Here is a 23481-nt window from a genome sequence, read left to right on the forward strand (position 1 = left end):
AACTTTAAAATTATGAAAATACGTTTACTTTTAATCTTATTGTTAATAAGTAACATTGGGAATTCTCAAAATTGGGAACAAGTAGGAACTCAACAATTTACAAATGTAGCATCTGATGGTGGTATTGGATTTAATCCAACAACAGGTAGTACTTATATGGCATATATTGATGCATCAAATAATAACAATGTTAGGGTTATGGAGTATAATGGTACTTCATGGGTTAATTTAGGAAGTTTGGTTTCTACTGATGATGCGATGAGTCCGTCTATTAATGTAAATCCAGTAACAAACGAAGTTTGGGTGGCATATATTAGAACTTCAGATAATACATTAAGCGTTTATAATTATGATGGAACTAATTGGTCTGTTGTTGGTTCGGGTCTTGGGAATGGGAATCTAATAGATAGAAGAACTAGAATTAGATTTAATGCATCTGGTATTCCAAGAATATCTGCAAGGAATACAACTAATTCAGTACAGTGTTTTATTAAGTATGTAAATAATACTTGGAATTTTACAACAATTTCTGGTCAAGCTGAAGATTTAACATCCTTTGATAAATGTTATATTGCTAACTCTCAATCAGGGAGTCGATATGATATTGATGCAATTACTGCCGATTATAGTGTGACTAATTTATATCCACCAAATACAGTGCGAAATATTAGTAGAATTAGTGGTATTGATGACATGACCTACATTAGTTATCTAGATATTGCTGATAGAGCAAGGGTTTTTTTTAATAATACGAATTTATTAACTACTATTACAGGAAACAGAAATGGTACAATTAAATTAAGAAAAAGCTCTAAAGATGGAAATATTTATTTTATTTATAATGATGTTAACGATCAATTAGCACTAATCAAAATTAATCCAATAGGTAACGCAGTAACAACATTAGTAGCTCCAAGTATACCTACTAGTGACCCTGCTTTTTTTGCAGATGTTGAAATGAACCCTGTAACAGGTGATTATTACACATTGTATAAAGACGGAACTAAAATATCGGTTAAAAAATATAATGTTATGCCTTTTCTACCTAGATACTATGTAAATATAAATGCAACAGGTAATAATGATGGCTCATCGTGGACAGATGCTTATAACGATCTTAATGATGCATTGAACAGTTATCAGGATAATAAAGAAGTTTGGATAGCTGGTGGCACATATAACCCAAGTCCTTCAAATAGATCTGTAGCATATACTATTTATGGCGTTAATATTGAAATTTATGGTGGTTTTGCAGGTACAGAAACACAATTGTCTGATCGTGTTTTTGGTGCTAATGAAACTATTTTATCTGGAGACTTACAAGGAAATGATGTAAATGTTGCAGATTTTATATCAAATTATAGCAATACTACTCGAAATGCAGATAATAGTTATCATATTATAAATATTACTGAAACTGGAAATAATTTATTATTAGAGGGTTTAACCATAAGTGATGCTCACAATAATTTGAATGCAACTGAAAGAGGTGGAGCTATAATTAAACATAAATCAATTGCTAACTTAACACTTAAAGATTGTGTTGTAAAAGATAATGTATCAAGAAATGATAATGCCGGTTTAGATGCAGAATTCGAATTAAACAACACAGCAGGTGCTAGAGGTGAACTAATTATTGAAAATTGTAAGTTTATTAATAACATGTCTCGAAGAGCAACAAGTATATATAGTTTTGTAAGAGCTAATACTAATGTGGATTTAACAGTTGCAAATTCACTATTTGATAAAAATGTAGCGGGTAACTTGAATACAACAACGGCTACTGGAGGAAGTGGAAGTGCTTCTTGGTTTAAAGTTATAGCAAATGGATCAGACGTAGCATTAAATCTATATAATAATACATATGTTAATAATACAGATTTGGGTACAGCTAATTCTTTAAATAATTCTTCTAGAGCTACTGTTGCTATAAGTATGTCATCTTCCAGTATAACAAGTACATTTAACGCAATAGTTAGCAATTGTATTTTTAGATTTAATACAACAACAGGAGGAGCTATAGCAAGGTCAATAACTGATTTGTCCGAAGCACCAATCACTTCTTTGGCTGTTTCTAACTCCTTAGATCCTCTTAATTTTAACGATGATAGTATCAGTACTCTTACTGCAACATCTAATGCAGATCCTTTATTTGTAAGTTCAGTTAATGGAGATTATTCTTTAATGTCAGGTTCTCCAGCAATTGACTCTGGTAATAATACATATGTTTTAGGTACTTCAGATTTATTAGGGAACCAACGTGTTTTTAATACTACTGTAGATATGGGAGCTTATGAATTTGGTTCACCTTCACTTTCTTCAAATTCATTTACAACTTATAATGATTTTATTATATATCCTAATCCATCAACTAACCTTATAAACATTCAATCGAAAGAAGTTATAAATAGGATAACTATTTATTCGTTAGATGCAAGAAAAGTTTTAGAAACAAATAAAAAAGAAATAAATATTTCAAATTTAGATTCGGGTATCTATTTAGTAAATCTTCAAACAGAAAGCGGAGCAATAGGAACAAAGAAAATCATTAAGAAGTAGATGTTTCAGATAAAAAGGAACAAAATATGAATTTTATTGAAAAATATCGCCTAGAAATAACACTTTTACTTATGTATGTATTCATAGGAATAGTTGCTTTTTTGGTAATATAGTTTTTAAGTTTTGTTTGTGTAGCCACCTTGTTTTTCAGGGTGGTTTCTTTAAATGTTAATTCAGAAACCAAAACAAACTTCTTGAAAATAATGTAAAAATCACTTATCTTTTTGCGATTTTGTTACTATAATTTAAAAGACCAAGTATAATGAAAGTACTTTTTGTTAATTATCTTATTAATCGATTATTTTAAAAAACTTCTATCAAAAATGAAATTATTTTTTTTAGCACTTATTCTTTGTTTTGCTACCTTTTTAGTATCTGGTCAAAACAAATCTTATATATCAACCAAAAATGCAATTGAGGATATTGACTATCTGGTCAAAACCATAGAAAAAATCCACTACAATCCTTATTTCCTTTTAAATAAAGAAGCATTTAATAAAAGTAAAGATGAATTAATAAATAATTTTAATCAAGATTCAATTACACTCAAAAAGTTTGTGGCTACAGGAATGAAGCTAGTTGCAAAAATGAGTGGAGGTCATACTGCTATGGATTGGAAAAATGTCAGCCTTATGCCCGAATTAACAACGTATAATTTTATTCCTTTTACCGGAATATTAGATGATGATAAGCAGGGTTTAATTGTTACAAGGTCAGTTAGGGAAGATATAAAAAAAGGGGTACTTATCAAATCTATTAATGGCATAAGTATTGTTGAATTATATAAGGAATGTATGACTTTTTTAGGAGGAATAGACTCTTATAAAAAGGCATCTTGTGAGAAAATTTTGCCACTCTATTTATATTTCACAGAAAAAACTTCAGCTCCATATTCAATAGAAATAGATGGTATTGATAAAAAAGTTGAAGCAAGAGCAATAACTATTTCAGAATTAATTCCTTTTCTTAATCAAAATCAAAGTAAAGAAAATTACACTTTTGAAATCACTGAAGATAACATTGGTTTACTACATTATAATAGTTGTTCAGATTATAATGTCTTTAGAAAGTTTTTAAAAAGTACATTTAAAATTTTAAAAACAAAGAAAATAAATAAATTAATCATTGATATTAGAGAGAATAGCGGAGGAAATTCTAGTTTAAATGACCTTCTACTTTCATACATTACAGATAAACCGTATCGACAATCTAGTGGTAGATTTTGGAAGGTTAGTGAACAATCAAAATTAGCCTATAAAAAGAATTCTTATGAGACAATATTTGGAGAAGATTTCATGAAGAAATATTATGATTCTGAAAACCAATCAATTATTGAGTCATTTGACGAAGGTTTAACAAACCCAACAAGGTCAAAAAATTACTTTAATGGAAAAACTTGTTTCTTGATAGGTCCTAATACTTTTTCAAGCGCAAATTTTTTAGCAGATGCCGTAAAAACCTATAACTTGAGTACATTAATTGGAACTTCAACTGGAGAATATACTAATGATTTTGGAGAACAAATTGAGTTTCAACTTCCTCATTCGGGTAATTACATTTATGTAAGTTCAACCTATGATATAGGTGCTAACGGAAATCTTACTCTTTTTGAACCCGTTTATCCAGATATAAGAGTTAAAGAGAATGTATTGCCATTTGCAATAAATTGGATAAAGAAAAATTAACTTAATAATGACTATAAGTAATTAATTGTTTTTCTAATATATAGTTTTATTTGTTCAGCAACCTTTTTATCAAGGTGGTTTCTTTTTTAGTTAGTATCGATTTAGAAAAAAAACCGAACCTTTCAGAAGAAAAACACTAAAAATACACCAATACTTCCACAATTTTGTTGCTATAATTAAAATTCATCTATTATGAAAACAAGATTACTAGTATTAATTGCTTTATTTTCAACTTTGGCCTACAGTCAAACCTTTGACTGGGAAACGGCTACTTTAGGAGGAAGTAGTCAAAATCCTAATTCTGTGGCTATACAAACTATCAATGGTTATGAAGCTAGTTTTAGAACCTCGAATAATACACTCATTAATTTAACAAATGCAGGTCAAGGATCTACGGGTTTATCAGTTCGTAATGCACAATATGAACAAACGGTGCTTTTAACTTTTTATCCAGCGGTAGACATCCAAAGTCTTAAAGTGTTTGGATCACTTACTAGTAATTGGACTTTTAAATCGATGGATGGTTATGGATCAACAACAGTACTTAATACAACAACAGCTAATGTAACAACAGCTGCAAGTATTGTGGCTTTAAATTGGACTAATGTTGTGCAAATACAAATATCTAGAACAGATGGTGATTCTGAAAACTTTGGTATAGACGATATTGTATATACCCCATATACTGCACCTCCGTGCATAGTAAACATACCAGATGCCAACTTTAAAGCCGCTTTAGTTGCCAATACAGCAATTAATACGAATGGAAATACTGAAATAGAATGTACTGAAGCAAGTGCTTTTACAGGCACAATAGATGTTAATAATATTAATATTTCAGACTTAACAGGGATTGAAGCATTTACTGAAATTACAGAATTAAGATGCAATGGAAATAATTTGTCTGCATTAGATGTTTCACAAAATACCAAGCTAACATTGCTAAATGTGGCATCAAATCAATTGATTGCTTTAGATTTAAGTACAAACTTAAACTTGCAAACACTTTGGGCACAAGTAAATCAGTTTACTTCTTTAGATGTTTCTGCAAATACAAATCTTACACTTATAAGTGTTGGAAGTTGCCCGAACCTTGTGAGCTTAAATGTAGCCAATGGAAATAATTCAAATATTCCAGGTGCAAATTTTGCTGCCAATAGTAATCCGAACCTTACTTGTATTACAGTTGATAATGTGGCTTACAGTACTGCAAATTGGAATTTCATTGATGCACAAACTAGTTTTAGTACTAATTGTGCTTCTTGTGTCGTTAACATCCCAGATGCCAACTTCAAAGCTTACTTAGTTGCCAATACAGCAATTAACACGAATGGAAATACTGAAATAGAATGTAGTGAAGCAAGTGCTTTTACAGGAACAATTAATTGTAGTTATTTAGGTATTTCAGATTTAACGGGCATAGAGGCTTTTGTGAATTTGACATACTTATACTGTATTGATAATCAACTAAGCAGTTTAGATGTGAGTCAAAATACGAGTTTGATATCCTTACTTTGTTTTTCCAATCAACTAAGCAGTTTAGATGTGGGTCAAAATACAAGCCTGACACAATTACGTTGTTATTACAATCAACTAAGCAGTTTAGATGTGAGTCAAAATACGAGTTTGATAGACTTATGGTGCAGTTATAATCAACTAAGTAGTTTAGATTTAAGTCAAAATACGAGTTTAGAAGTATTATATTGTAACGACAATCAACTAACTAGTTTAGATGTGAGCCAAAATACAGCTTTATCTGAGCTAACCTTGGATTCAAATCAATTCACTAGCTTAAACGTAGCAAACGGAAATAATAGTAATATTACTTATTTTACAGCTATTAGTAATCCAAACCTTACATGCATTCAAGTAGATGACGTAGCATACAGTACAACAAATTGGACAAACATTGATGCGCAAACTAGTTTTAGTACTAATTGTGCTCCTTGTGTCGTTAACATCCCAGATGTCAACTTTAAAGCTTACTTAGTTGCCAATACAGCAATTAACACAAATGGAAATACTGAGATAGAGTGTACCGAAGCAAGTGCTTTTACAGGACAAATTGATTGTAATAGTCTTTCCATTTCGGATTTAACGGGCATAGAGGCTTTTTTGAATTTGACAGGCTTACGTTGTAGTAGCAATCAACTAAGTAGTTTAGATGTGAGTCAAAACACCAGTTTGTTGTACTTAGAATGTGAATCCAATCAACTAAGCAGTTTAGATGTGAGTCAAAATACGAGTTTGACAGACTTACGTTGTGCGACTAATCCACTAAGCAGTTTAGATGTGACTCAAAATACCAGTTTGACAGTCTTACATTGTTATTCTAATCAACTAAGCAGTTTAGATGTGACTCAAAATACAAGTTTGATAGACTTGCTTTGTTCTACCAATCAACTAAGTAGTTTAGATGTGAGTCAAAATACGAGTTTGACAGACTTAGTTTGTGGCGGCAATCAACTAAGTATTTTAGATGTAAGTCAAAATACGAGTTTGACAGACTTAAATTGTGCCAACAATCAATTGAGCAGTTTAGATGTGAGTCAAAATTCGAGCTTGACGAAGTTATTTTGTGTTTCCAATCAATTAAGCAGTTTAGATGTGAGTCAAAATTCGAGCTTGACGGTCTTATATTGTCAGTCCAATCCACTAAGCAGTTTAGATGTTCAAAATGGGAATAACATCAATATAACTTCAAATAACTTCTATGCCTCAAGCAACCCCAACCTTACGTGCATACAAGTAGATGACGTAGCGTATAGTACAACAAATTGGACAAATATTGATGCGCAAACTAGTTTTAGTACTAATTGTGCTTTAAGTTCGCAAAGCTTTACTTCAGGTTTAGCGTTTTCAGTTTATCCTAACCCAACAAGGAATGTATTAAATATTGAAATGAAAACGAACTTAAAGCAAGCAACAATTTATAGTGTTTTAGGAACTCAAGTATTACAAACAAAATCAACTGTAATCAATACAGCCAATTTAAATACAGGCATGTATTTAATTACAATAGAAGACGATAACGGATTTGTGTCAACGAAACGTTTTATCAAGCAATAATTCATTTATTACTTTAAAACTCGTAAGGGTTATGCTTACGAGTTTTTTTGTTTTAGAACTAGGTATGTATTGATGTTTCAGAAAACTCATCATGTTTTGTATGGATAAAGAGTAGGATAGTAATAGTTGCAAAATCTAAAATTTTACCATGATTATGAAATCACCATTAAAACTAAGTCGTTATAAGCAATAAATAATGAATAAAAAAGCGACCCCGAGTGTTAGCGAACTGGGTAAGTATACTATATAATAACGCTAAAAAATAAATTTTGTATTATGAAAAAAATAATAGTCACTATTGCATTGATTTTTGCAACAACCTTAACACAAGCTCAAAAAAATTTTTACGAAGCCCTTGAGGCTAATGGAGAAACAGTAACCTATGAAGGTTTTTCAGGCATATCTATAAAAGACGATGGAACTGTCGATATCGTAAGAGGCGAACCTGCTGTTAAAATAACAGTAACAAAACTAGTAACAGGACAGCCTGTAGGTTTTGAAGCTAAACCAGTTTCTGCAGATTATGGTGGTTTTAGCGAAACAGAAATAAGTGATTATGGTAGAGTAGATAGTTACCCAAATGTAATGACTATAAAACATGATTATACAGACGATGGCTATATGGCTATTGATGATATGTTGTTTAAAATAGATGACATTTCAGATGAAGGTGTTCCAAAGCTAGAAGATGTTAGAGCTATTTATGTAGTGGTTAAAGACCGTTCAGAATCAAAAGAGAATAAAGGAAAGAAAAAAGGTGGTTTTTTAAACAGAATGAAATCAAAACTTGAATCTTCGGGTTATTCAGCAACCCATAAATATATCAAGACGGTAAATATCAAAAAAATATTTAATGACTACGTAACTGCTATGAAAGCAAAACAAGCCAATCCTTTAACTTCAAAAGACAAAGCAGATATTGCCATAATTAAGCGTAGTAGAGAAGCAGGTGATGAAGAAATAAAGAGGTATAATGATTCTATAAAAGCAACACCAGAGTATATTGATTTGCAGCGAAGAATAAAACAGAATGAAGCAAATTATCAAGCATCAAAAACAAAAAATAAAGTTACGCTTCGAAATAATTCAGGACGTACAATTTACGTAGGTAAATCTGGAAGTCGTAATCCAGGTACTAAGATTAGTAGTGGTGGAACAGCAACTTGGAACTGTGATACAGATGGCTATTTACAAACTGTAACCAAATCTGGAGGTAGTAACGCGTATAGTTCAACAAAAACCAAAGTATATAGTGCAAATTCAGGTTGTGGTAGTACTATAACAATAAACTAGTTTTAAATCAGAATAAAAACATTCCGCAAATAATCTAATAAATATTGACGTTAAAGAATAAATTAAAAAAGAAGTGCTTTATTCATTAAAGGGAAGACTAGACTCCTTTTAGAAACTCAAAACAGTATTTTACAAATTTCAAATTATCCGGATGGAATTTATTTACTAATTTTAGAATTAGAAAATGGGTCAATAGGACTTCGAAAAATAATTAAAAACTAAATTAAATAATATGAGAAAAATAGCAATAATAATGTTGGTGAGCTTCAGCTTTGTTTTAGTTTCTTTTAATGCACTTGAAACTAGTAAATCTTCAATTGAAAAAAATATAGGCGCTAGCTTTTCTTTGATTAATGATACTAAAGACAAAGTGTCTATTTACACTGGAACTGGATTTGTTTCTTTAAATAAAGGTTCAAAAACTAGTATTGGATGTAATGTTGGTAAAGAAGTTAGATGGGCCGAAAGTGGCAAAAAGGGAGATGTTATTTTTAAAATCACAAAAGAGATGTGTGGTAAAACATTAAAATTGTCTAACCTAATGAAATAAAAGTAAAGAGTATCATTCTTTAAATTTTTAAGCCGAAATTTTTTCGGCTTTTTTTATGCTCTTAAATTACCTTTAAAATAGTTTTTAATCTTTTTTATACTTTTTTTAAAACCAGACTTAGAGTTTTCTCGTAAGTGTATAAAAGTGTAAAACTAAAACGATGAAATATTATGATTAAAAAACAATTACTATTAATTTTAGCTGTCACAACATTAGCATATGTTAATTCAGCTTATTCGCAAAGTCCAATTAGTGGATTTATGCAAGGGAAAGGGAAAGGGAATATTTCACTTTCTTATAGTTCAGAAAAGTATGATAAAGTATATTTTATTCCAGAAGAAGTAGATGGAGTACCTGTATTTAATGAGGTGAAAATATCAAGTACTTCAATTTATGGTACATATGGAGTTACGGATCAAATTGATGTTATTTTAGTATTACCTTATATAACTGCAAAAGGAAGTGCTTCTCAAGAAGTATTAACTAATTTAAACATAGAAAACGAAAGAAAAGGTTTTCAAGATGTTTCTATTTTCGTAAAATACAATCCGTTTTATTTTGATTTTGGATCTTCATCGTTACGTCTTATAGGTGCTTTAGGCTTAAAAACACCTCTAAGTAATTATAAAGTTGAAGAAGGTGTTCAATCTATTATTGCAATAGGGAATAGAAGTACAACAATCAGTACAACTGGTATGGCAATGTTTAAAATGAATTCTGGTGTTTTCGCTTCTGCACAATTAGCAGGAAATTTCGCTTCAAAAGAGGTTCCAAATTCTATCGCAACAGAAGTTAAATTAGGGTATGCTGCAAGTGCCTTCTATGTAGATGGTTACTTAGCAAATCAAAAATCTACAGGAGGTGTAGATATATTTGGAGAAGGTTTTCAAGGATTTTTTCCAATTACAAAAGTAAATTATACTAAAATTGGTTTAAACGCATATGTTCCAGTATACGAAGATTTAGGTATTGCTGCAGGTGCTAGTACTCTAGTAGCAGGTAGAAATATTGGTAAAGCAACTGGTTTTTATGGTGGAATGGTTTACAAATTTTAATTAAAAAAAGTATAAAATGAAAAATAAAATATATAAAAATCTTTTTGTTGCAATTGCTACAATGATTACAATTGTATCCTGTGATACAGATTATGAAGATCAAACACCAAGTATTGCAGGTATTGCAGTGGCTAACCCAAATTTTAGTACGCTTGAAGCAGCAGCTGTTCAAGGAGGAGTAGTTGGAGTTTTAAGTAATAGTAATCCAAATGATCCAGCAGGAGCATATACCGTTTTTGCACCTACAAATGATGCATTTGCTAAATTAGGCTTAGTAAACGGTGGGAGTTTAGGCGTTTTGCAAAATGATTTTTTAACAAGTACATTGTTGTATCACGTTTCAAATGGTAATTTATTTGCTAATCAAATAGCTGAAGGAAATACTTCTACTTCTGCACTAGGAGTTGATAGACGCTTCATTGCTAGAGGTAATGATTTATATATCAACGGATCTAAAATTATCTTGACAAATGTTTCAGCAAGTAATGGTACTGTTCATGCGATTGATAAAGTGATGATTGCTACAGGAGTTAATATTGTTGAATCGGCTTTATTGTTAAATGATGCAAAAGTATTCAAAACACCAGAACTTACTTTCCTAGTTCAGGCTGTTGTGACTTCTGGTTTAGCACCAGTTTTAGCTAATCCAGCTAATAATTTTACTGTTTTTGCTCCAACAGATGCTGCTTTCAAAGCAGCTGGTTTTAATACTGTAGAAGATGTTGCTAACGCTGATCCAACATTTTTACAAGAAGTTTTATTAAACCATGCAATTGGTGATGGAGGAACATTTACTTCTGAACAAACTAGTACAACTGCAACAACAGCAGGAGGAAATACATTAACCTATAGTTCTTTTCAAAATGGGGTGTTTACTATTTTAGGAAATAATAATACAGTTCCTGCAAACATGGTTATTCCTGATATTCAGTGTAGTAATGGAGTTGTACATGTTATAGATAGAGTTTTACTGCCATAAAAATAATTTTTTTGAGAGAAGAAGCCCTGTATAAGTGGGGCTTTTTTTATTCCTAAAAAATGGAATCGTAACTTTTTTTAAATGTTCTCGTCTAATAGTATATAACCAAAAAAAATAAAATTATGCAAGCACATGAAATAGATTACCAAATTTTTGGTGAAGAAATGCAATATGTAGAAATCGAATTGGATCCACAAGAAGTAGTAGTAGCGGAAGCAGGCAGCTTTATGATGATGGATAATGGAATTAAAATGGAAACAATCTTTGGAGATGGAAGCAAACAAGAAGGCGGTATTTTTGGAAAGCTTTTATCTGCTGGAAAAAGAGTTTTAACTGGTGAAAGTTTGTTTATGACTGCTTATCAAAATATAGAATATGGAAAAAAGAAAGTTTCATTCGCATCTCCATATCCAGGAAAAATAGTACCTATTGATTTGAATAAATATGGAGGTAAGTTTGTTTGCCAAAAAGATGCTTTTTTATGTGCAGCAAAAGGAGTTTCTGTTGGAATTGATTTTTCAAGAAAATTAGGAAGAGGATTGTTTGGTGGAGAAGGTTTCATCATGCAAAAATTAGAAGGAGACGGAATGGCATTTGTTCATGCGGGAGGAACATTAGCTAGAAAAGAATTACAAGCAGGTGAAGTTTTAAAAGTGGATACAGGTTGTATTGTTGGGTTTACCAAAGATATACACTATGATATTGAATTTGTAGGCGGAATAAAAAATACCATTTTTGGAGGAGAAGGTGTTTTCTTCGCTACACTAAAAGGACCTGGAGTAGTTTATATACAATCTTTACCTTTTAGTCGATTAGCAGACAGGGTTTTACAGGCAGCTCCACAAATGGGAGGAAAAGATAAAGGAGAAGGAAGCTTATTGGGTGGTTTAGGGAGAATGTTAGATGGTGATAATAGTTTTTAAAAAATGTTAACATAGCAATATAAACTAGAAAATCCGTTTCACATGAAACGGATTTTTTAGTTATTCTATAAATTCTTTATTTTTTTAATTCTCTTATACCCATATTGTAAAGTGTAAAAGCTTGAATGTCTACATATTCTTGTATAATTGCTTCAGTTGATTTTCCAGCTCCATGACCTGCATTAACATCAATACGAATTAAAGTTGGGTTTGGACCTGTTTGTTTGGCTTGTAATTCTGCTGCAAATTTAAAACTATGCGCAGGAACAACACGGTCATCATGATCGCCTGTAGTTACTAAAGTAGCTGGATATTTTGTTCCTGCTTTAACATTATGAACAGGAGAATATCCCTTTAGATAAGCATACATTTCTTGACTTTGCTCACTTGTTCCGTAATCATAAGCCCAACCAGCACCTGCAGTAAAAGTATGATAACGTAACATGTCTAAAACACCCACTCCAGGAATAGCTACTTTCATTAAATCAGGTCTTTGTGTCATAGTTGCTCCTACTAGTAAACCTCCGTTTGAACGACCAGAAATAGCTAAATACTCAGATGAAGTATATTTTTCTCTTATTAAATATTCTGCTGCTGCAATAAAATCGTCAAATACATTTTGTTTTTGCATTTGAGTTCCTGCATCATGCCATTTTTTACCATATTCTCCTCCACCTCTTAAATTAGGTACAGCATAAACACCTCCATTTTCTAACCAAACAGCATTGGCAATACTAAAACTTGGTGTCAAACTAATATTAAAACCACCATAACCATATAACATGGTTGGATTTTTACCATTTAGCTCAATTCCTTTTTTATACGTAATAATCATGGGTACTTTTGTACCATCTTTTGAAGTATAAAAGACTTGTTTTGATTCGTAATCGTCGGATTTAAAATCTACTTTTGGTTTTTGATAAATGGTAGATTTTCCTGTTTTTGGGTCATAAGAATAGATGGTTCCTGGTGTCGTATAATTGGTAAACGAATAATACAAAGTAGTCTCTTCTTTTTTACCACCAAAACCACCAGCAGAGCCTATTCCAGGTAATTCAATATCACGAACTAATTTGCCTTCATAATCGTATTGTTTAATATATGAAACGGCATCTTTCATATAGTTAGCAAAAATGTAACCACCACCAGTTGAAGAAGATAATACATTTTCTGTTTCAGGAATAAAATCAACCCAATTTTCTTGTTTTGGATTGTTTAAATCGAAAGTTACCACACGTTGATTAGGTGCTTTGAAATCTGTTGAAACATAAAATTTTGTTCCCACATTATCAATAATTCCATTGTTGCTTTCAAAATTGTCAACAATATTTACAATTGGACCGTTTTTTGACAAATCTTTATAATATAATTCATTTCCAGTAGTTGAAGTTGAAGCAGAAATAATTAAATAATTCTCATCTTCTGTAACATAACCACCTACATATCTTCTTTTCAGGTTGTCACCAAAAATAATTTTATCTTCTTTCTGTGAAGTTCCTAATTTATGAAAATACAATTTGTGTTGGTCAGTTTTAGCAGAAAGCTCACTTCCAGTCGGTTTATCATAACTAGAATAGTAAAAACCTTCATTTTTGTGCCAAGACATACCGCTAAATTTCACATCCACAATAGTGTCTCCTATGATTTCTTTAGTTTCTGTGTTTAAAACAATAACTTTTCTCCAGTCACTTCCTCCTTCAGAAATAGCATAAGCTGCTAAACTTCCATCTTTTGAGAAGTTTAATCCTCCTAATGAGGTAGTTCCGTCTTTAGAAAAAGTGTTTGGGTCTAAGAAAACTTCTTCTTTGTCAGAACTGTCTTTCCTATATATTACAGATTGATTTTGTAAACCATTATTTTTAGAAAAATAAGTATAATTTCCTTCTTTAAATGGAGCAGAAATTTTTTCATAATTCCATAATTTTTCCATTCTTTCTTTTAAAGTATTACGAAACGGTATTTTTTCTAAATAACCAAATGTAACTTCGTTTTCAGCTTTCACCCATGCTTTAGTTTCTTCGCTATGGTCATCTTCTAACCATCGATAAGGGTCTTGTAATTGTTCATCAAAATAAGTGTCTGTAGTATCTACTTTTTTTGTTTCAGGATAAATAACACTCATGTCTTGTTCTTTCATTTCTTTTTTTTCTTCTTTTTTACAGCTAACAAAAGTTGTAATTGCTAAAAGAAAAATTATCGATTTTTTCATTGGTTTGGATTTAGTTGCTTACAAAAATAGGTAATTGGTGCATAAAAAATTGTTAATTAAAACCTAATTCAGAAGGTAATTGCTTTTAAATTTGAATTTAAAAATCAAAATTTAATCCTAAAATTACGTTTCGACCCATATTTGGAATACCATCATTCTTCAATCGAGATAAATGAGCTATATAGGATTTGTCTAAAAGATTATTGGCATTCAAATATACATTAAATTTGGTTTTAACTAATTTTATAACCCCTCCAAAACCAATGTTCACCAAGGTGTAATCTAAAGATTTGGTTTCAAAAGCACTAACATTATTTTGATTGAAAGTATAGTTTATTTGAGTGAAAAAGTAGTTTTTTGTAAACCAATTAGAAATTGAAAATTCTGTACGAATATTGTTTTTGAATTGGTTGGCAGGAATTAAAGGTAAATAAGCACCATTTTCTTGTTCTCCAGTAACGCTTTCGAAACTACTTCTTATATGTAACCAGTCTAAAGGATGAGGATGAAAGTGAATTCCTGCTTCTCCTCCATAAAGTGAAGCGTTACTTTGTAGGTATTCATACACATCATTATCATCAATCATTGCTTGAGTAGGTGAAATATAGATGTAGTTGTTAATGTGATTGTAGAAACCATTGATAAAAAACTCAAAATGCTCACTACTATATTCTAGATTTATATCGGTTTGAAAATTTTGCTCGTTTTTTAAATTTTGATTACCAATTTCGTATCGATTACTTCCTTCATGAACCCCGTTTGAGGTTAATTCGGCTAAATTTGGAGCTCTAAATCCAGAAGCCAAATTAATTCTAGAAATTATTTTTTCAGTAAGGTTTGTTTTGTATCCCAAGGCAAAATTAAAACTTTTAAATTGTTTGTCTATCGCTTCAAAATAACCTTCTTCTCCAATAACTCCATGTTCTGAAGTGTTTATGTTTCTTTTGTCGAAACGTACACCAGCTTGAATAGCATTTTTATTCCACTCATAATTTGTAGTTATAAAAGCACCATAATCATTAAGGGTTGCATCTGGAATTAATAATTCTTCACCAAAATTTGCATTGGTTTGATGCATTCCTTGTGTACCAATAATAGTTTCTAAGTTTTTCCATTTCGGTAAATAATATTTGATATTATAATTAGCTGTTTTTAATTTCATATGAAGCGCTATTTCATCAATAGATTCTAATTCCTTTCTATTATTGAAAATATAGCCAAAATCAGCTTCGATTTTAGAGTTTTTAAAGAAAATTTTATTATTCAAACTTAAAATATGATTGTCGATATCTTGTTTTGGAAATAACGGATTTCTAAAACCAGAATTTTCTATATCTTCTTCTGGTAAACCTAAATTTAAATTGTTGTAATTGTATCTTAAGTCAGTTGAAAAATGAGAATTAGCATATCCAATTCCATACTTCAAATCTTTTTCTATGGAACGGGTATTTATGATGTGATCTCCAGTAGGAATTTTGTAATCGGCTTGTGAGTTATAATTGGCTCTAAGTAATAATTTCCAATTATTAGGTGAAGCTTTAAAGCCAAAGGAAGTGTTTGTACCTTGTGTATTACTGTAAAACTGCTGATTAACATTGGTTGCAAAAGAGTTAGTTTGAGCATACTTTTCAGGATTAAAATATAAAACACCACCAATAGCGTCAGAGCCATATAATAAAGAAGCTGGCCCTTTAATTACTTCTACACTTTCAATACCAGAAGCACTTAGTCCTAAGCCATGTTCTTCTCCAAATTGTTGATTTTCCAAACGAACACCTTGTGCATACACTAAAACACGATTAGGACTTAATCCTCTAATTACTGGTTTTCCTATGGAAGCACCCGTAGAAACTTGGTTTACTCCAGGAATACTTGAAAGACCATTTATTAAGGAAGAAGCACCATTTTCTTGAAGTTGTTTAACAGTTTGGTGTTCTACTTTCATTACATTTTGCGATTGTATTTTGTTAAATGATGTAGAAACAACTACTTCATCTAGGTGTTGTTCTTTTTCAGCTAAAGTAAAGTCAAGTTTAATTGTTGTTTGATTGCTATTTATTTTTTCAGTTTTTTGTTCGTAACCATATAAGTAAATCACAATAGTAATAGTTCCTTTAGGTACATTTTGAAGGGAGTAATTACCATAAATATCTGTTTCGGTAAAAGAATTGTTTTCTATAATGTGAACAGCAACACCTTGTAAGGGAGATTTGTTTTCTGATATAATTTTTCCAGAAAGGGTATTTTGAGAATAAGTAAAGCTTGCTACCAATAGCAATATGTATAAAATTGTATTTTTCATTTAATTTTAATTTAATAGTATATAAAAGAAGTAGCACAAATAATACAGTTGTTATTTGTGTTCTATTTTGCTTGAAACAAGCAATTAGTATATGTTAAATTAAAAAAGGAGGGCCTCTTAAGGAATATAAACTTCCAGTAAAGAATGATAAAGCTTCTTTTACACTAAAAGAATAAGGGCTTTCTTTAAAAGGAAAGAAAAAAGAATAAGTAAAATTTTTCGGAGAAAGAAAAGAAGCAAATTTAAAATCACATACATCACAATGCTCTTTTTCTAAACTTGAGCTTACTTTTTCATGCTCATCATTTGAGTTTGAAATTTCAGAATTTTTTTCATGAGTTGTGTGGTGAAATACTGTATGCAAAGATTGATAACTCACAGCTAGTATAACTGAAAGCATTAATACAAAGTTTAGTATGGCAATCTTTTGTTTCATTCAACGCAAATATAACGAGTTTGTAGTTTTAAAAGCAAAAGAGTACACAAAAAATAGTACTCTTTTAACATTTATTTATAAAAAACTTTTTTTAAACCAGCTTATTAGCAATTAAATATTCTGCTATTTGAATAGTGTTTGTTGCAGCCCCTTTTCTTAAATTATCAGCTACAATCCATAAGTTTAAGGTATTTGGTTGGCTTTCATCTCTACGTATTCTTCCTACAAAAACATCGTCTTTTCCTTCAGCATATAGAGGCATTGGAAAAGTGAAGGTATCTATGTTATCTTGTACAGTAATTCCAGATGAATTGTGAAGTATTTGTCTTATTTCCGAAACGTCAAAATCATTTTCAAACTGAACATTTACCGCTTCACTATGACCACCTACCACAGGAATACGAATAGCAGTAGCAGTAACAGCTATGGTTTTATCATTTAATATTTTTTGAGTTTCGCGCACGAGCTTCATCTCCTCTTTTGTATAGCCATTATTTTCAAAAATATCACACTGAGGAATAGCATTTCTGTGTATTTGATATTTATAAGCCATTTCTCCTTTTGTTCCAGTATATTCATTTTCTAATTGTTGAACTGCTTTCACTCCTGTTCCAGTAATTGACTGATAGGTGGAAACAACTACACGTTTAATTTTATATTTTGAATGTAAAGGTGCTAAAGCCATTACCATTTGAATAGTAGAACAATTTGGGTTTGCAATTATTTTATCTTCTTTAGTTAGAATAGAAGCATTGATTTCTGGAACTACCAATTTTTTTGTGTTATCCATTCTCCAAGCAGAAGAATTATCGATGACAGTTGTGCCAACTTCAGCAAATTTTGGAGCCCAAAGTAAAGAGGTTTCTCCACCAGCAGAAAAAACCGCAATTTTAGGTTTCATATCTACTGCAGTCTGTAAACCAACTACTTTATAGGTTTTTCCATTCCATTCTATTTCTTTTCCAACAGATTTTTCTGAAGCCACAAGAATTAATTCAGTTACTGGAAATTTTCTTTCTTTTAATACTTTTAGCATTATTTCGCCTACCATTCCGGTAGCACCTACTACAGCTACTTTCATTATTTGTAAATTTAGTAGTGCAAAAATATGCAATAATATTGGTACAGCTTACACAAAATTAAAATTTCACAAAACTTTATAAATATAACTTTTTTTTAAAAAAATACCCTGAATCAAGTTCAGGGTTTAGTTAGAATATATAGTATAGCGGATTATCTATTTTTTTAATAAATCTCTAATTTGAATTAATAATTCTTCCTGAGTTGGTCCTGCTGGAGGAGCTGGTGCAGCAGCAGCTTCTTTTTTCTTAAAAGCATTCACTCCTTTAACAATCATAAACATAACGAAAGCTACAATAATAAAGTCAATTACATTAGTTAAAAATTCGCCCCATAAAACAGCTACTTCACCTTCAATTATACCTTCCGCATTAACAACTCCCTCGTGAATTACAAATTTTAAATCTTTAAAGTCTGATTTGAAAATTAAACCAATTAGTGGAGAGACAATACCTCCAGTGAAAGAAGAAACTACTTTATTAAAAGCAGCACCCATTACGAAACCTACAGCAATATCTACTAGGTTTCCTTTCATTGCAAATTCTTTAAATTCCTTTAACATAATTCTTTGGGTATTTTAGTTAGTTAATTTGTTCTGCTAGGCTAATTTAATAAAAAAAGTAATACATTTTTTAGTTTTTGTAAAAAACACGTTTCACGCGTTGAGAAATTCCCGTTAGAATTTCATATGCAATTGTATGGGTTGTAGTAGCTATTTCATTTACTGTTGGTTTTTGTCCAAAAATAATTACTTCATCACCAGATAGGCAATTTATTGAAGAAACATTAACCATTAGCATATCCATACAAATATTACCTAGAATAGTTGCTTTTTGATTGTTAATCATCACATATCCTTTTTCATTTCCCCAGGCTCTTCTAATGCCATCTGCATAACCAATTGGAATTGTTGCTACTTTGATTTCTTCATTAACCATAAATTTTCGGCTATAGCCAATGCTTTCTCCTTCATTGACTACTCTAATTTGTGAAATAACACTTTTTAATGTACTTACATTTTGAAGGTTTTCATTTTCTGTTTTTGAATTTCCCACTCCATATAAACCAATTCCTAACCGAACCATTTCCAATTGCATTTCATTAGCATAATTAAAAATACCAGAAGTATTTAAAATATGACGAATAGGTTTAATAGCTAATTCCGAAATTAATTTTTCAGAGCAACGCTTAAAGCGATCAAATTGTTTTTGGGTAAAATCATTAAAATCAGTGTTGTCAGAAGCTGCCAAATGAGAAAACACACTTTTTACTTTTACAAAATTATTATTCTTTAAAAGCAAAATTAAAGTGTCTATTTCTGTTTCTTCAAATCCTAAGCGGTGCATACCTGTATCTAATTTGATATGGATAGGGTATGAGTTTATGTTTTTTTGTTGAGCCAATCTAAGAAAAGCTTGTAAACCAGTGATTGAATAAATTTCGGGTTCTAAATCATAGGCAATCATAGCATTAAAACTACTGTTTTCTGGATTTAAAACCATAATAGGAAGCATAATTCCGGCTTTTCTAAGTTCAATGCCTTCATCAGCAAAAGCAACACCTAAGTAATCAACGGTATTGTGTTCTAGTAATTTGGCTATTTCGAAACCACCATTTCCATATCCAAATGCTTTTACCATTACCATAACCTTTGTGTTAGGTAGTAATTTGGATTTGTAGAAATTCAGATTATTAGTAATAGCGTCTAAATTAATTTCTAATACCGTTTCATGTTTTTTTTCTTCCAGTAAAACGACAATTTCATCAAAATTAAAACTTCTAGCGCCTTTAATAAGAATCGTTTCATTTTGAAAAGATTGAGTATTAAACTGTTTTAGAAAATCATTTGTAGAACTAAAAGAGATTACGTTGGGTAATTCTGATAAATATTTAGAGATAGTTTCTCCTATTGCAATAATTCTATCAATTTTATTATTTTGGATAGCTAAAGCGACTTTTTCATATAGTTTTTCAATAGGCAAGCCGCCTTGAAAAATATCAGAAAGAATAATAGTCTTCTTTGGATGTAACTTTTGTTGTTCTAAAAAATCCAATGCTATTTTCAAAGATTGGTAATCCGAAGAATACGAATCATCAATTAGAACACAATTGTTTATCCCTTTTTTAGCTTGTAATCTAATCTCAACAGGGTATAAGTTTCTAACTCTATTAGCGATTATTGCTGTATCTACTTTTAAGTATAGTAAGGTAGTTACACAAGTCATTACATTATTTAGTGCAATCGAGTCTTGGAAAGGAATTTCTATTAGAAAAGTATGGGAGTTATAAGTGACTAATAGATTCGTTATGCCATTTTTTTGTTCTCCAATTGTTCCAAATACAGTAGCTTTTTCATCTGTGAAGCTCCAAGTAAAGCATGTTGCTTGAATGTGTTTTTCAATACTATCATTTTTTTGAAGAATGACAACCTCACAATTGATAAAGAGTTGTGTTTTTTCAATAATTTTTTCTTCGGGATTTGTAAAACCATCTTCATGAGCAGTTCCAATATGAGTAAAAACACCTATTGAAGGTTTTATAATGCTTTCTAAATGCAACATTTCTCCCTTTAGTGAAATACCAGCCTCAAAAATTCCTAAGTTGTGATTTTCATTCGTACCAAAAACAGATAAAGGAACACCTACTTGAGAGTTGTAACTTTTTGGACTTCTTACAATAGAATAATCGGGACTTAGAAGATAATTGAGCCATTCTTTTACAATCGTTTTTCCATTACTTCCTGTGATTCCTATAACAGGGAAGTCAAATAAATTTCTGTAATATTTTGCTGTTTCTTGTAAGGCGATAGTTGTATTTTCAACGATTAAAAACTGTGCTTTTCCAATGCAGTTTTCAGGTAAACTTTCAACAACAAAATAACGAACTCCTTTATGAATAAGTTGTTCAATGTAGTGATGCCCATCATGATTTTGACCTTTAAGTGCAAAAAATAAAGTACCTGTATTATTTTGCAAAGAACGGCTGTCGATAGAAATGTTTTCTATGATAAAATCGTCAAATGAACCAAAAGGTTTAGCGTGAATGTAGGATATAATATTTTTTATAGAGAATGTCACTTATTCTTTTTCTTTAGCCTCTTTATTTTCTTTTAAAGCCTTATAAAAAGCAGCTCTACTAAGAGGTTCATATTCTTCTGTTTCTCCTAATAAAACTAGTTTTTCATCTAGTGATTTTCTAAAACTATAATTGGCTAAATTTCCAGTTCTCGTGCAAACAGCATGGACTTTAGTTACATATTCGGCTGTAGCCATTAAATTAGGCATAGGACCAAATGGATTGCCTTTAAAATCCATATCTAAACCTGCTACAATTACTCGAATACCACTATTAGCTAAATCATTACATACCGAAACGATTTCATCATCGAAAAATTGAGCTTCGTCTATCCCTACTACATCACAACCCTGTGCAAGGATACGAATATTTCCAGCAACAGGAACAGGAGTAGAACGTATTTCATTAGCATCGTGAGAAACTACCATTTCATCATGATAACGAGTATCTACTTCGGGTTTAAAAATTTCTACTTTTTGTTTGGCAAATTGGGCTCTTTTCAAACGTCTAATTAATTCTTCCGTTTTGCCTGAAAACATCGACCCGCAGATAACTTCTATCCAGCCAAATTGTTCAGATTGATTTACAGTATTTTCTAGAAACATTTTGTTTTTTTCAGTCGATTAATAGTATTTTCTGCTATTTTTGTAATTGGAACAAATTTATTAAAAAACCATCCATATATTCAATTTCTATTCTATAAAGTTATGAAGAAAAAGTTAGAAGCCGAATTAATCAGTATTGCTCATCGTGTTTTAAAGTTAAAAAATCGATCAGAAACGAAACAATTACAGGAAGAAGCTAGAAAGTTATATGAGCAATTAACCGTATTGCGTTTTTACGAAGAAAATTTTGAAGTACTGAAAGAAGAGATTTCAAAAGAAGAAATAGAAGCTAAATTAGAAAATCCTACACCTCAAATTGAAGGCGAAGTTGAGAAAAAAACAGTTGAGGTAGAGCAAATTGATGAAAAAGTACAGCAAATTGCCCCTGTAACAGAAAAAATAGAAGAAGAACGTATTCTTAAAGAAGATGATATAAAAGAACAACCCGCTTTATTCGATGGAGTTTTAATAGATGACTACAAAGATGTAAGTTTTGTTAAGGTAGAAGAAGTTCCGAAAGAAGTTGAAAAAGTAACAGAAGTTTCTTTTGAAAAAGTAACAACTGTAACTGAACCTGTTATTGAAATTGAAGAAGACTTTGAAAAGCCTACTGAACAGATTGTTGAAAAAAATCAACCTCAAGAAGTTCAACCTAAGCAAATTGAACCGTCAAAAAGTGAAATTATTGAAGAAGAACCTAGAACGATGTCTTTAAATGACAAGTTAACAAGGGGAATTTCTTTTGGATTAAATGATCGCATCGCTTTTGAAAAGAAATTATTTGGAGGAAGTGCACAGGATTTAAATCGCGTATTATCACAGTTAAATACATTTGACTCTTTTGAAGAAGCCAGAAGTTTTATCAATGAGTTTGTAAGACCAGATTATAACAATTGGGACGGAAAAGAAGAATATGAAACTCGTTTCTTAGAAATTATAGAGCGAAAGTTTAATTAACATGGGAAAACTATTTTTAGTTCCAACGCCAATAGGGAATCTAGAAGATATGACTTTTAGAGCTATTAAGGTTTTAAAAGAAGTCGATTTAATCTTGGCAGAAGATACACGCAATAGTGGAAAATTATTGAAGCATTTCGAAATTATGACACAAATGCATAGTCATCATATGCACAACGAACATAAAACCGTTGAAAATTTAGTAAAACGCATGCAAGCGGGAGAAACCATTGCTTTGATTAGTGATGCAGGAACACCAGCTATTTCTGACCCAGGATTTTTATTGACCCGTGCTTGTGTAGAAAATGGAGTAGTAGTAGAATGTTTACCAGGAGCAACCGCTTTTGTGCCTGCTTTAGTAAATAGTGGTTTGCCCAATGATAAATTTGTCTTTGAAGGTTTTTTACCCGATAAAAAAGGAAGGCAAACTCGCTTTTTAGTTTTAGCTGAAGAAACGCGAACTATGATTTTTTATGTTTCTCCTCACAAACTAAACAAAACTTTAGCTGAATTTATACAATATTTTGGAAACGACAGACGTGTTTCTGTTTCTCGTGAATTATCGAAATTACATGAGGAAACTGTTCGTGGCACAGCTGAAGAAGTTTTAAAACATTTTGAGGCTAAACCTGCTAAAGGAGAAATAGTAGTTTGTGTAGCTGGAAAGAGTTTGAAGTAATTTTTAACTTTAAGAGATAAAAAGA

Annotated in this window: 17 protein-coding genes; 10 read left to right on the forward strand and 7 right to left on the reverse strand. The window is 31.0% G+C overall.

Annotated features, from left to right (window positions below):
* Nucleotides 1–12: 12 nt before the first annotated feature.
* From FIA58_RS17040 to FIA58_RS17075, 8 genes are all read left to right on the forward strand, one after another.
* A complete protein-coding gene (locus tag FIA58_RS17040; RefSeq protein ID WP_140963899.1) occupies nucleotides 13–2559 on the forward strand; it encodes a T9SS type A sorting domain-containing protein in 2547 nt (848 codons plus the stop codon).
* Between the two features lie 323 nt (nucleotides 2560–2882).
* A complete protein-coding gene (locus FIA58_RS17045) occupies nucleotides 2883–4244 on the forward strand; it encodes a S41 family peptidase (protein WP_140963900.1) in 1362 nt (453 codons plus the stop codon).
* A gap of 192 nt (nucleotides 4245–4436) precedes the next feature.
* On the forward strand, nucleotides 4437–7313 hold the full coding sequence (locus tag FIA58_RS17050) for a T9SS type A sorting domain-containing protein (RefSeq protein ID WP_140963901.1): 2877 nt from the start codon (nucleotides 4437–4439) through the stop codon (nucleotides 7311–7313).
* A 276-nt stretch (nucleotides 7314–7589) separates the two neighbouring features.
* Entirely contained in the window at nucleotides 7590–8606 is a 1017-nt protein-coding gene (locus FIA58_RS17055; RefSeq protein ID WP_140963902.1) for a hypothetical protein, read from the forward strand.
* 232 nt (nucleotides 8607–8838) lie between these two features.
* On the forward strand, nucleotides 8839–9156 hold the full coding sequence (locus tag FIA58_RS17060) for a hypothetical protein (RefSeq protein ID WP_140963903.1): 318 nt from the start codon (nucleotides 8839–8841) through the stop codon (nucleotides 9154–9156).
* A 170-nt stretch (nucleotides 9157–9326) separates the two neighbouring features.
* A complete protein-coding gene (locus FIA58_RS17065; protein ID WP_140963904.1) occupies nucleotides 9327–10211 on the forward strand; it encodes a hypothetical protein in 885 nt (294 codons plus the stop codon).
* Between the two features lie 16 nt (nucleotides 10212–10227).
* Nucleotides 10228–11190 (forward strand): fasciclin domain-containing protein, encoded by a 963-nt coding sequence (locus FIA58_RS17070; protein ID WP_140963905.1) that lies wholly within the window; start codon nucleotides 10228–10230, stop codon nucleotides 11188–11190.
* Between the two features lie 122 nt (nucleotides 11191–11312).
* A complete protein-coding gene (locus FIA58_RS17075) occupies nucleotides 11313–12113 on the forward strand; it encodes a TIGR00266 family protein (RefSeq protein WP_140963906.1) in 801 nt (266 codons plus the stop codon).
* A gap of 76 nt (nucleotides 12114–12189) precedes the next feature.
* Here FIA58_RS17075 and FIA58_RS17080 read toward each other — a convergent pair whose 3' ends face one another.
* From FIA58_RS17080 to FIA58_RS17110, 7 genes are all read right to left on the reverse strand, one after another.
* Entirely contained in the window at nucleotides 12190–14322 is a 2133-nt protein-coding gene (locus FIA58_RS17080; protein WP_140963907.1) for a prolyl oligopeptidase family serine peptidase, read from the reverse strand.
* A 97-nt stretch (nucleotides 14323–14419) separates the two neighbouring features.
* Nucleotides 14420–16624: a TonB-dependent receptor gene (locus tag FIA58_RS17085; RefSeq protein WP_140963908.1), complete on the reverse strand. Its 2205-nt coding sequence runs from the start codon at nucleotides 16622–16624 to the stop codon at nucleotides 14420–14422.
* Nucleotides 16625–16718: 94 nt separating this feature from the next.
* Nucleotides 16719–17060 carry a hypothetical protein gene (locus FIA58_RS17090; RefSeq protein WP_140963909.1) on the reverse strand — a complete coding sequence of 114 codons (342 nt, stop codon included), beginning with the start codon at nucleotides 17058–17060 and terminating at the stop codon, nucleotides 16719–16721.
* A gap of 91 nt (nucleotides 17061–17151) precedes the next feature.
* Nucleotides 17152–18141: an aspartate-semialdehyde dehydrogenase gene (locus tag FIA58_RS17095; RefSeq protein ID WP_140963910.1), complete on the reverse strand. Its 990-nt coding sequence runs from the start codon at nucleotides 18139–18141 to the stop codon at nucleotides 17152–17154.
* A 156-nt stretch (nucleotides 18142–18297) separates the two neighbouring features.
* Nucleotides 18298–18702 (reverse strand): large conductance mechanosensitive channel protein MscL, encoded by a 405-nt coding sequence (mscL, locus tag FIA58_RS17100; RefSeq protein ID WP_140963911.1) that lies wholly within the window; start codon nucleotides 18700–18702, stop codon nucleotides 18298–18300.
* A gap of 70 nt (nucleotides 18703–18772) precedes the next feature.
* A complete protein-coding gene (locus tag FIA58_RS17105) occupies nucleotides 18773–21217 on the reverse strand; it encodes a bifunctional UDP-N-acetylmuramoyl-tripeptide:D-alanyl-D-alanine ligase/alanine racemase (protein ID WP_140963912.1) in 2445 nt (814 codons plus the stop codon).
* Entirely contained in the window at nucleotides 21218–21820 is a 603-nt protein-coding gene (locus tag FIA58_RS17110) for a thymidine kinase (protein WP_140963913.1), read from the reverse strand. It abuts the gene before it with no gap.
* A gap of 102 nt (nucleotides 21821–21922) precedes the next feature.
* Here FIA58_RS17110 and FIA58_RS17115 point away from each other — a divergent pair, with 102 nt between their 5' ends.
* Both FIA58_RS17115 and rsmI read left to right on the forward strand, forming a co-directional pair.
* On the forward strand, nucleotides 21923–22777 hold the full coding sequence (locus tag FIA58_RS17115) for a hypothetical protein (RefSeq protein ID WP_140963914.1): 855 nt from the start codon (nucleotides 21923–21925) through the stop codon (nucleotides 22775–22777).
* A gap of 1 nt (nucleotide 22778) precedes the next feature.
* On the forward strand, nucleotides 22779–23456 hold the full coding sequence (rsmI, locus tag FIA58_RS17120) for a 16S rRNA (cytidine(1402)-2'-O)-methyltransferase (RefSeq protein ID WP_140963915.1): 678 nt from the start codon (nucleotides 22779–22781) through the stop codon (nucleotides 23454–23456).
* Nucleotides 23457–23481: the final 25 nt, after the last annotated feature.

This window comes from Flavobacterium jejuense (assembly GCF_006491595.2).
GTDB lineage: Bacteria > Bacteroidota > Bacteroidia > Flavobacteriales > Flavobacteriaceae > Flavobacterium > Flavobacterium jejuense.